At 67.3% G+C, this 12,034-nt stretch carries 6 protein-coding genes; 3 read left to right on the top strand and 3 right to left on the bottom strand.

Annotated features, from left to right (window positions below):
* Window positions 1–56 precede the first annotated feature (56 nt).
* Together Y958_RS04440 and Y958_RS04445 are read left to right on the top strand one after the other, a co-directional pair.
* Window positions 57–1,694, top strand: coding sequence for an alpha-L-fucosidase (locus tag Y958_RS04440; protein ID WP_244909370.1), 1,638 nt, complete (start codon window positions 57–59; stop codon window positions 1,692–1,694).
* Window positions 1,695–1,982: 288 nt separating this feature from the next.
* Window positions 1,983–2,843 (top strand): glycosyltransferase family 2 protein, encoded by an 861-nt coding sequence (locus tag Y958_RS04445; RefSeq protein WP_244909414.1) that lies wholly within the window; start codon window positions 1,983–1,985, stop codon window positions 2,841–2,843.
* 222 nt (window positions 2,844–3,065) lie between these two features.
* Here Y958_RS04445 and mgrA read toward each other — a convergent pair whose 3' ends face one another.
* Window positions 3,066–4,109, bottom strand: a complete 1,044-nt coding sequence (gene mgrA / locus Y958_RS04450; RefSeq protein ID WP_088871050.1) for an L-glyceraldehyde 3-phosphate reductase — start codon at window positions 4,107–4,109, stop codon at window positions 3,066–3,068.
* Between the two features lie 152 nt (window positions 4,110–4,261).
* Window positions 4,262–5,950: a methyl-accepting chemotaxis protein gene (locus Y958_RS04455; RefSeq protein WP_088871051.1), complete on the bottom strand. Its 1,689-nt coding sequence runs from the start codon at window positions 5,948–5,950 to the stop codon at window positions 4,262–4,264.
* A 313-nt stretch (window positions 5,951–6,263) separates the two neighbouring features.
* Here Y958_RS04455 and Y958_RS04460 point away from each other — a divergent pair, with 313 nt between their 5' ends.
* A complete protein-coding gene (locus Y958_RS04460) occupies window positions 6,264–10,091 on the top strand; it encodes a LamG domain-containing protein (RefSeq protein ID WP_244909371.1) in 3,828 nt (1,275 codons plus the stop codon).
* A 71-nt stretch (window positions 10,092–10,162) separates the two neighbouring features.
* On the opposite strand, the gene Y958_RS04465 is transcribed toward Y958_RS04460, so the two are convergent.
* The gene (locus Y958_RS04465; RefSeq protein ID WP_088871052.1) at window positions 10,163–11,845 is read right to left on the bottom strand and encodes a methyl-accepting chemotaxis protein; all 1,683 of its coding nucleotides are present in this window, start codon (window positions 11,843–11,845) and stop codon (window positions 10,163–10,165) included.
* Between the last annotated feature and the right edge of the window lie 189 nt (window positions 11,846–12,034).

Here is a 12,034-nt window from a genome sequence, read left to right on the forward strand (position 1 = left end):
AGGCTGGTCCCCTTGGTGATGAAGGCCCGTTGATGACGCAGGAGGACCACCGACCCATGACGCGCCCTTCCATCCGCTGGCGCCGCCCCTGGCGCGCCATCGGCCTGTTGGCGATGATCTGCCTGCCGGCCCCGGCCCTTGCCCAGGGTGTGTCCCCCACCGCCGCCGCGCTGACCCCGGCGCAGATGGACGCCGCCTGGCGCCAGGGCTCCGCCAAGGCGGCGCATGAGCGCGAGGTTCTGCTGCGGAAGGTGGCGGCGGGCGACGCCGCCGGGCCCTTCCGCCCGGACTGGGAATCCCTGCGGACCTGGCGGGTACCGGAATGGTATGCGGATGCCAAGTTCGGCATCTTTATCCACTGGGGCGTCTATTCCGTGCCCGCCTTCGGCAGCGAATGGTATTCGCGCCGCATGTACATCCAGGGCAGCAAGGAATACCAGCATCACCTGGCCGTTTACGGCACCCCGGACAAGTTCGGCTACAAGGATTTCATTCCCCTTTTCAAGGCGGAGAAGTACGACCCCCGCGCCTGGGCTGCCCTGTTCCGGGCATCCGGCGCCCGCTACGTGGTGCCGGTGGCGGAACATCATGACGGCTTCGCCATGTACGCCACGCGCTTGTCCGACTGGTCGGCCCTGCGCATGGGCCCCAAGCGCGACCTCATCGGCGATCTGGTGCGGGCGGTGCGGGCGCAGGGCCTGCACCTGGGCCTGTCGTCCCACCGGGCGGAGCACGACTGGTTCTTCGGTGAGGGACGCAAGATCCCTTCCGACGTGAACGACCCGCGCTATGCCGACCTCTATGGCCCGGCGGAGGCGCGGCTGACGGCGGAGGACACGGGCGACACCCAGCTGACGGGTGACTTCACCTATGTCTCGCAGGCGTGGCTGGACGACTGGACGGCGCGCACGGCGGAGCTGGTGGAGGACTACCACCCCGACCTCATCTATTTCGACTGGTGGATCAGCCACCCGGCCTTCCGCGCCACCCTGCCCAAGTTCCTGGCTTATTATTACAATACCCAAGGGCGGCGCGGCGCCTCGGCGGTGGTGAATTACAAGGAGGGGGCGCTGGCGGCGGGCAGCGGCGTCGCCGACGTGGAACGGGGTCTGATGCCGGACATCCAGCCCCGCGTCTGGCAGACCTGCACCTCGCTGGGCGACTACAGCTGGGGCTATATCGAGGGCGAGCAATACAAGTCGCCGGAGCGGATCATCCACCTGCTGGCCGACATCGTGTCCAAGAACGGCAACCTGCTGCTGAACATCGGTCCCCGCGCCGATGGCACCATTCCGCAGGAGGCGCAGGACAGGCTGTTGGCCATAGGGGCCTGGCTGAAGACCAATGGCGAGGCGATCTACGGTACGCGGCCCTGGCGCCAGTTCGGTGAGGGGCCCGCCCGGATGGCCAGCGGCTCATTCAAGGAAGGGCAGACCGACAGGCCTTTCGGACCCGAGGACTTCCGCTTCACCACCAAGGGCGACATCCTCTACGCCATCGAGCTGGGCTGGCCCGAAGGCGGGGAGGCCACCATCCACGCCCTGCCGGCGGGGGTGGCGGTGAAGGTCGTCACCCTGCTGGACGGCGGGGCCGGGCAGGCTCTGTCCTTCCATCAGGATGAGGATGGCTTGCACCTGGCGGTGCCGAAGCGGGCACCGGGTGACTACGCCTTCGTCTATCGCATCGAGCGCTAAGTCGGGGCCTGGCCAAAGGGTGGCTCGTCGCAATTTTGTCATTATTATGCAATGTGGGCTAGGGCGAAGGGGCGGTGGCCACACCATTCGGAGGCGACCTATAAAATGCCTGGAATAATCCAGGCGCGGCGCGGCCGCTTTACGAACAATATGCAAACAATAAAATTTGCTGATGATTGGCAGTGGCGTGGGCAGGCGGCTGGGATAGGACAAGGGGCGGATGCAAACCCGCCTCGCGTTACCATCTGCGCCATCGTCAAGAACGAAGGCGCCTTTCTGTTGGAATGGGTGGCGTACTATCGCCTGATGGGCATCGAGCGTTTCGTCATCTACAACAATGGCAGCACCGACGATACGCGTGCCGTGCTGGACCGCATCGCCGGCAGGGCGGGCATCACCGTCATTGACTGGCCGTCCGCGCCCAGCAGCGGTGCGCTGGCCTTCTTTGAGGCACGGGACCTGGTCCTGTCGCTTCCCGATCTGCGGGATTTCAACTGGTGGGGCGACATGATGGTGGGGCCGCAGTTGCGGGCCTACAATCATTTCGTGACCTACTACGCGGCGGAGACGGACTGGGCCCTGTTCATCGATGCCGATGAATTCGTCGTCAGCCGGGCGGGGCTACCCTTGCCGACGCTGGCGGCCTCATACGGCCGGGATCCAGCCGTGGGGGCGGTGGCGCTCAACTGGCGGTATTTCGGATCCAGCGGCCATCAGGAACCCGACGGGCGCCTGGTGATCGAGCGCTTCACCCGCTGCGCTCCGGCGACCTACCACGGCCATGTCCATATGAAGAGCCTGGTGCGAACCGCGGCGCTGGATCGCATGATCATCCATTCCGGCCGCCTGCGGGATGGTTTCCATTATGTCGACGATGGAGGGCAGCCGATCACATTGCGCGACGACGGGTTCACCCCCGCCATTTCCCATGACCGGCTCTACATCCACCACTATTCCGTCAAGTCGCGGGCCGAGTTCGAGCGCAAGCGGGCGCGGGGACGCGCGCCGGTGGCCGATGGCCATCCGCACAAGCGGGAACAGTTGGATGACGAGTATTTTCGCCGCCAGGATCTGAACGACGAAGAGGACCGGACGCTGTTGCACCACGCGCCGGCCGTGAGGGTGGAAATGGCGCGCCTCCTGGCCTGACCCCGCGGGTCCGACATGGCGCCCCTTTCAGACAAAATATCCCTGAGGCATGCAAGAACACCCCCCGCCACCTGGGGTAGCTTTCCCTTGCGGCGACGGGATGTCCCCCACTCCCCATCACCCGTCGCTTTCCTCCCCATGGGCGGTACCTGCGGCCCCCCGCCCGCACCGCCATACTGGATGCCCGCGCCCCGTCCGAGGCGCGGGCATTTCTTTGTTCGCTCACTCCGGCGTGCTGGCGTCGGAGGAGCGCTGCCAGATGTTCAGGCCGGTGTCGACGGCGTGGGCGTCGATTTCTGCCAGTTCCGCGTCCGTGAACGCCAGGTTGTTCAGGGCGTCCAGGCTGTCGTCCAATTGGGCCACGGTCCGGGCACCGATGAGGGCGGAGGTGACACGGGCGTCGCGCAACACCCAGGCGATCGCCATCTGGGCCAGCGTCTGGCCCCGCCGCTCGGCGATGGCGTTCAGGGCACGCACATGGTCCAGCGCCTCGGGCGTCAGCAGATCTTCCTTGAACGACCCGCCCTTGGCGGCGCGGGCGTCGGCCGGCACGCCGTTCAGGTACTTTTTGGACAGGAGACCCTGCGCCAGCGGGGAGAAGGCGATGCAGCCGATGCCGCTGCCCTCCAGCGTCTCCAACAGGCCGCCCTCGATCCAGCGGTTCAGCATGGAATAGCTGGGCTGATGGATCAGGCAGGGCGCGCCCATCTCCTTCAGCAGGGCGGCGGCCTTGGCCGTCATATCGGCTGAATAGGAGGAGATGCCGACGTACAGCGCCTTGCCCTGGCGCACCACCTGGGCCAGCGCGCCCATGGTCTCTTCCAGCGGCGTGGTCGGATCCACGCGGTGGGAATAGAAGATGTCGACATAGTCCAGGCCCATACGGCGCAGGCTCTGGTCCAGGCTGGCGATCAGATACTTGCGCGATCCGCCGATGCCGTAGGGGCCGGGCCACATGTCGTAGCCGGCCTTGGTGGAGATGATCATCTCATCCCGGTAGGGCTTGAAGTCCCCGGCCATGACGCGGCCGAAATTCTCCTCGGCGGAGCCATAGGGCGGGCCGTAGTTGTTGGCCAGGTCGAAGTGGGTGACGCCGCGGTCGAAGGCGCGGCGCAGGATGGCGCGGCCAGTCTCGAAAACGTCGGCGCCGCCGAAATTATGCCACAGGCCCAGCGAGATGGCGGGCAGGTCCAGGCCGCTGCGTCCGCAGCGGCGGTAGGGCATGGTCTCGTAACGGTCGTCGGCGGCGCGGTAAAGGGACTGCATTCCTATGGGCTCCTGCAAAGGGGCGGTAACCGGTGGCACCATACGGGTATCGCCGGCGCCCTCCAAGGCGGGAGTTGGTTAAGGCCACTTGGCCGCAAGCGAAGACGGAAAACCTGGGCCGCGACCGCGGCCACGCGGCGATTGAAGGTGGACTAAGCCGCCTTCACCCCGCTTATGAAACTGGCGATTTCACGGTTCAGGGTTTCCGCCCGGCGAGATAGCTGGCCGGAGGCGTCGACGATCTGGCCGGCGGCGTCACCAGTGGTGATGGCGGCGTGGTTGACGTCGGTGATGGTGGTGGAGACGTCGCCCACGCCACGCGCCGCTTCGTTGACATTGCGGGCGATTTCGCTGGTGGCGGCGGTCTGTTCCTCCACGGCGGAGGCGATGACCACGGCGATTTCCGACAATTGGGCGATGGTGCCGTTGATGTGGTCAATAGCGCCCACGGTGCGACCGGTCAGGGCCTGAATCTCGCCAATCTGGCTGGCGATCTCATCCGTGGCCCGGGATGTTTGCGTCGCCAGCGACTTCACCTCGTTGGCGACGATGACGAAGCCCCGGCCGGCGTCGCCGGCGCGGGCTGCCTCGATGGTGGCGTTCAGCGCCAGCAGGTTGGTCTGGGCCGCGATGCCTGCGATCAGCTGCGCGATGCCCCCGATGCGCTGGGTGGCGCCGGCCAGTTGGGCCACGGTGGTGCGCGTATCCTCCGCGTCCACCTGCGCCTTGTCGGCGATGTCGCGGGAATGGCTGACCTGCTGCGCGATCTCCTTCACCGACAGGGCCAGCTCCTCCGTCGCGGCGGCCACCGTCTGCACGTTCAGGGCCGCCTGGTGCGAGGCGTTGGCCACGGCGCCGGAGCGCTGGTTGGTCTGGTTGGCCAAGCCGGCCATGGAGGTGGCCGTCGCCTCCATCTCCGTCGCGGCGCTGGCCAGCATGTGCACCAGGTCGGCCGACCGCGCCTCGAAATGGGCGACCAGGCCCTCCAGCGCTTCGGCCCGGCGGGCTTTGGCCTGCTGCTCGGCGGCCTGGGCGGCGCGCAGGCGGTCGGCTTCCCGCGCGTTGTTGCGGAACACCAGCGCGGCGCGACCGATGTCGCCGATCTCATCCCCCCGGTCGGCACAGGGCACATCGGCCTCCAGCTTGCCGTCGGCCAGCGCGCGCAGGCTGCCCACCACCAGCGTGATGGGACGCAGCAGGCCGTGGCGGGCCACCAGCAAGCCCACCACCAGGCCGGCGGTGATGCCCACTGCCGCGAACAGCATCATCAGGCGGGTGGCCATGCGGGCCGCGCGCTGGGCCCGCTCGTTCACGGCGACGGAGCGCTGCTCCAGCGTGTCCACCAACGCTTTCATCTTGTCCTGCAAGGCGGCGACATGGGCGCGCGAGTCGTGGATGGCGTCCACCAGGCCGGCGCGGGAGTCACCGCCACGGTCGCGGGCTTGGCGCACCTTGTCGAACAGCGCCGCCATCACTGGGGTGTAGTCGGCATAGGCCGCGCGCACTGCGTCCAACTGTGGCCGCTCATCCGGGGTCACCAGCTTTTCCAGGGCGTCCAGCCGGCCCAACAGGGTGGTCGTGGCCACGTCCTTGGCCTTGGCCGCGTCGTCCCATTCCTCAGGCAGGGCCAGCACCCGATATTCCAGCCGGTTGACGGTCGACAGCTCCCGGCTCATGCGGGCGCCCAGGGTGGCGGCGTTGCCGGCGGCCTGAATCTCGGTGGCGTTGTCCGCCATGGTGCGCAGCCCGATCAGCCCGGCGGCGGCGATGCCGCCGGCAGCCAGGGCCATGGCTGCGACGATAATGACGATCTTCCACAGGATTCGGATGTTGGAAAACATCAAGGGCCTCCGGGCGGTCAAGATGATGCAAAGTATTGGAAGGTGGCCTTAAGCTTTGATTAATTAACGTATTAATGTTTCCCGTTTGCGGTGGCGCGCCACTGTTTCTTCCTGATTACCCCGACAGGCGAATCTTTTTCTTGGAAAGCTATGCAGGGTACCGGGACCGGAGACGACTCCCAACTTCCCTTTGATGAGTCGGCCTACTGTGGTCCGAAATCGATAATTGCCACCGGTGTCAATTATGACTTAGCCTTCCTTTAGACCAGAAGAAGCCGGCGCCCTGACGCGACCGGGACCCAGGGGAGGGATCATGTCCGGGATGACCAAGGCCGGCCGGGCGCTGGCCGCGTGCCTGCTGTCGGCCACCATCTTGCCGCCGTCGGCGGGGGCGGCCGCCGAGGCCGGTGGCCTGCTGTTCCGCGTGTCGGCGGATAGGGATTTCGTCGCTGACGTGGCTGGCGGGCAGGCGGTGCCCAACTTCCAGGACAAGGTGCGGATCGTGCCGACGGGCGTGTCCGGCGGCGCCATCGAATGGCAGGACGACGGGGTGCTGGCCTGGGACGCGCCAGGCAATATCTATGCGCAGCGGGGTACGCTCTCCTTCTTCTGGCGGTCACGCTATCCCGTGGGCGTGGCGCCTTTCGTCCTCTTTCGCGTGGGCTTTTCCGACCACACCAGCTGGGATATGGCGTGGCTGCGCATCGACTGGAACGGCCACGGCTTCGACGCCTTCGTCACCGACGCCAACCTGGTGCGCACCCGCGTCTCCTTCAAACTGGACGCGCCGCCGGCGCCTGACGCCTGGACCCACATCGCCTTCGCCTGGGATGAGACGGCGGGCGTGCGCCTGTATCTGAATGGCAAGGAGGTGGCGCGCCAGGCCGCCAAGGGCGATTACGACGTGGGGTTGGACCAGTTCGGCCTGGCCGGCCGTACCATCTCCCCCCATCAGGTGCAGAGCCGCTACAGCTTCATGCGCGGCGGCGACTTCGACGAGATTCGCGTCTACGACCACATGCTGGCGCCGGCCGACATGGCGGCGTTGGCGCGCAACGAGATGCCGGGCGCGGCACCCGGCACTGGGCCCGACGCGGCCACGCGCCGAGCCTGGCTGCGCCGCTACGGCTGGGAGGACAAGGCACCACCCGCGCTGGCGGCGCCGGTGACAGCCATCCGCAAGGTCGAGTTCGCTGACGCCAAGGACAAGAAGGAATGGATGTGGAAGGCCACCGACGGCATCAGTGAGACGACCTGGCCGGGTGTCTACAACCGGTCCCGCCTGCCCGGCCGCAATGACTATTTCACCCTGCCGGACTGGAACACCTATGTGGAGGGTGGGCAGGCGCTGGACCTGGCGCTCCCCGATGAGCCTTTCAACCGCGTGGAGATAAGGGGGGCCGCGTACGGCGGCCTGGACTACGCCGGCGCGGACGGCGCGTTCAAGCCGCTGGCCAAGCGCCGCCAGGGGCCGGTGCGTACGGTGGACCAGTTCGACACCCGGCGGGGCGGGCGCCTGCGCTTCACCAACGTTGCCCAGGAAACCCCCATCCAGGAGATCTGGGCCTACAACGTGACCGAGGGGGTGGAACCGCAGGGCACGGTGAAGCTGAGCTACACCATTCGCAGCGACGCCGCCCCCGATTACGACAATCTGGCGGCCTTGCGCGGCTACATCGCTGGGCGCTATCCAACCAATGAACGCAGCACGGTCGTAGCCCTGCCCAACGAGGCGCCGATGCGCAAGCGAACCGCCGACACGGCGCCAACCCTGCCCATCGTGCATGTCCTCATCCCTTCGGGCTTTGGTGATCCGCCGGTGGCGCAGCCGCTGATGCGCGCTTGGGCCTATGGCTGGGAGAATATGCACGACGGCCTGGACGGCATCGCCATCGACCTGCCGGCGCTGAGCGTCACCCCGGGCAAGGACGGGCTGATCCCGCTGAACATCCAGATCAAGGACCCTATCTGGCCGGACCGCGACTTGATCGATGTGTCGGTCTCGGTCAAGCCGGGACAGGCGCGCACCCTGTGGCTGGACACGCGCGATCGCATCCTGACCAACGACAGCCTTTACCTGACCGTCGCCTCTGCCGCCCCCGACTTCACCGCCCGCAGCCTGGACGGCGCCCGCATTCGCCTAGTGTTCAAGGATCGGGAGCAGGCGAAGGTGGAGCATATCGCCGACCGCCTGAACCAGGTGAAGGACAACTGGGGCTTCCTGGTGGAGGAGCACACCACCTCCAAGCGCCAGCGCCTGTACCGCCGCCTCTTCGGTGATGTCAGCGACCTGCTGCGCGTGGATCCGGACAACCTGCTGGGCCGCTATTACTGGGCGGACATGAGCTATGGCGCGCAGGGCTGGCCCGCCTTCACCCAGCCGCAGGCACCGGCCGGTGTGCCCCTATGGGCCTTCCGCCAGGTGGAGGACATGAAGTTGATCCGCCGTTTCGTCGACTGGTGGATCGATGAGCGCCAGGTGCCCTACGGCGATTTCGGCGGCGGCATCTCCGACGACACCGACCTGACGGAGCAGTGGCCCGGCCTGGCCCTGATGGGGGTGGAGCCGGACAAGATCAACGCCTCCCTGCGCGCCCTGATCGACGCGCAGTACCGCAATGGCATGATCACCAATGGCCTGGGCACCATCGCCACCGACGAGCTGCATTCCTATGAGGAAGGCATCAACAGCAACAGCGAGGCGCTATACCTGAACTGGGGCGAGCCGCGCACGGTGGAGCGGCTGATGGTCACCACCAAGGCGCTGGCGGAGCGCATCATCCTGCCCAACCCCAATGGTCACATGCACTTCGCCACCAACTGGTTCAGCGGCACCCTGGCTTACCGTGAGGGGCCGTGGGAGTGGCAGAAGCCTCATTCCTTCATGATCACCCACCCCGCCATCCTCATGGGCGTCTACAACGCCAACCCCAAGGCCCGCGCCCTGGTCCAGGGCCTGGCCGACGGTTACCTGGCCCATGGCAAGCCGGGCGGGAAGGACGGTACCCTGTCCTTTCCCGCCGAGATCAACTGGCGCACGGACGCGGAACGGGATGGGGACCTCGCCAAGGCGGTGGGGGAGGTGGGGGCGATGCAGGCCTTCTGGGCCAGCTACCGCTGGACCGGCGACGCCAAGTACCTGGGGCCCATCCTGTCGCGCGTGGCACAGGCGGGTCCCCGCGCCATTGATGAGCTGAACGAGAACGCCATCGACGTGCTGGGCCGCCGTGACGACTGGGGGCGGGCCATGACCGCCCAGGCCGACAGGGCCGGTCCCGTGGCACTCAGGGGCGACAGCGGGTTCGCGCCCTACATTGCCTGGCAGATGACGGGTGACAAGCGCTGGCTGGAGGAGTTGCACGCCGCCGCCATCCAGTCCAAGTCGCAGACGATGTACATGAACACCGAAGGGCACTGGTGGTCCGACCGGGTGGACCTGCCCAACGACGTCCTGCAGCGGGAGCGCCTGGGCGGCGTGGCGCTGCGTCGCAACTATCTCTACCCCGGCCACACCGTCAGCTGGCGCTTCGCCGAACCGGACGGGGCGGAGCAGGTGGCCATCCTATTGCCCGGCGCCACGCGCGACCATTTCAAGGTGGTGGCCTACAACCTGTCCGACCGGCCGCAGGCGGCGCGCATGACCACCTGGAACGTCACCGCCGGCCATTGGGGCATGGCCAGCGGTACCGCGACGGAGGGCGGCGATTCCATCGCCGGCGCCGCTGCGGCCAAATCCGTGGACCTGGAACGCAGCGCCGGCGTGGACGTGGTGTTCCAACCGCACCAGACCACGGTGCTGGAGTTCACGCTGGACCAGGCGACCACGCCGGTGGAAAGCCGGGCGGACCTGGGCATCGGCCGTGACGACGTGCGGGTGGAAAAGGGCGTGCTTCATGCCATCGTGCACAGCCTGGGCGGGATGGACGCACCGGCCGGCACCCTGTCGCTGGTGGACGCCTCCGGCGCGGTGGTGGCTACGGCCCCCGTGCCGGCGCTGGCAGCACCGGTGGACCTGATACCCCGCACGGCGGAGGTGACGCTGCCCTTGCCCAAGGGCTTCAAGGCGCAGGGTGCCACCGTTCGGGTGGGGCTGGACCAGCCGGAACTGACACTGGCCAACAACGTGGTGCCGCTGCCCTGACCTCCCTAAATGAAAAGCGCCGGCGCGAGACAACCTCGCGTCGGCGCTTTTCATTTCAACGGTAGAAGATCTCAGGCCGCTTTGATGGCGGCCAGGAAGCGGCTGACGTGGGTCCGCAGTACGCCGGACTGTTCCGACAGGTCGTGGGCGGCGCCCAGCACCTGGGTGGCGGCGGCACCGGCTTGGCCGGCGGCCTCCGTCACGGCGCCGAGCGCATCCGCCACGCCTTGGGTGCCGGTGGCGGCCTGGCCCACGTTGCGGCTGATCTCCGTGGTCGAGGCGCCCTGCTGTTCCATGGCGGCGGCGATGGAGGTGGAGATGCTGTTCACCTCCTCGATCACCGCGCCGATGGCCTGGATGGCGGTGGAGGTGCGGGATGACACCTGCTGCACCGCCGTGATCTGGGCGGCGATGTCCTCCGTCGCCTTGGCCGTCTGGTTCGCCAGGCCCTTCACCTCCGCCGCCACGACGGCGAAGCCCTTGCCGGCCTCCCCGGCGCGCGCGGCCTCGATGGTGGCGTTCAGCGCCAGCAGGTTGGTCTGTTCGGCGATGGTCTGGATCAGGGTCACCACTTCGCCGATGCGCTGGGTGGCGTCGGTCAGCCCGGCGACGGTGGCCATGGTTTCGCGCGCATCCATGCTGGCGCGGCTGGCGATGGCTTGGGCGTGTACCACTTGGCGGTTGATCTCCGCGATGCTGGCCGCCATCTCCTCCGCTGCGGCGGCCACGGTCTGGACGTTGGCGGTGGTCTGGTCCGCGGCGGCGGCGGCGCTGGCCGACTGGCGGTTGGTCTCCTCCGCCACGCCGGACATGCTCTGCGCGGCGATGTCCAACTCGGCCGCCGCCCCGCTGAACTGGTGCAGGATGTGGGAGGATTGGTGGTCGAAATCGCTGACCAGGCTGTCGATGGCGGCCACGCGGCGGGCCTTGGCGGCGTCAGCCTCCCGCTGGACGGCGGCCAGGCGCTCGGCCTCCACCAGGCCGTCGCGGAACACCTGGACGGCGCGCGCCATGGCGCCGATCTCATCCTGGCGGTCGGCGCCGGGGATGGCGGTGTCCAGCTGGCGTTGGCTCAGACGCGTCATGACCGCCGTCAGCTGACGGGTGGGCCGGCCGGTGGTCAGCACCATGACGGCGCCGGCGGCAAAGGCCACAGCCAGTGCCACGGCCAGCGCCAGCAGCGTGCCCAGACGCGAGATGCCGGTGGTGTGGCTCAGCAGCGCATAAGCCTGCTGGCCGGCGCGGTAGTTCAGGTCCGCCGTTTCCGTCAGCACCTTGACCAGGGCGCGGGTCTGGTCCCGGTTCTCACCGGCGTACAGCTTCAATGCTGTTTCCCGGTCGCCCTTGTGCAGGGCGTCGATGACCTGAGTGGAGGAGGCGAGGAACCGCGGCCACAGCGTGTCGAACTGGTCCATCTGCGACCGCTCGATGGTGATCAGCGGGTCGTAGGCCCGGCGGCCCTTGGCCACGCGGTCCAGTTCCTGGGTCACCGTCTTTTCCTGTTCCGCCCGCGCCGCGTCATCGGTGGACAGCAGCATGCCTTGCTGGAAGCGGCGGGCCTCCAGCACGCCCTGCAGCAATTCATTGCTGGCGACGATGGAGGGCAGGGCGTCGGTTCCTAGGTCGGCGGCGGCCGCCTCGATGCGGGAAAGGCGCTCCAATGCGAAAAGCCCGAGGCCCAAGGTCACCAGCAGAACCGAGGCGAAGGCTGAGAATATACGGGTGCGCAAGGAAAGATCGACAAGACGCGGCATGGCGGCTCCTGAAGCGGGTTGCGCTGGGGCCCCTATCCCTTTCCCACAAGAGATACCCCATTGTAGGAAGAGGACATGGGGTGCACCTGTCCGATTGCCACCCCCGTTAACCTCGTATCCTGTCGCACGCTGGCGGGATGCGGCGTTCTGCCGCTATCTTGCTATCAATTGCATAGAATTTTATTTAAT

This window comes from Nitrospirillum viridazoti CBAmc (genome assembly GCF_000730165.1).
GTDB lineage: Bacteria > Pseudomonadota > Alphaproteobacteria > Azospirillales > Azospirillaceae > Nitrospirillum > Nitrospirillum viridazoti.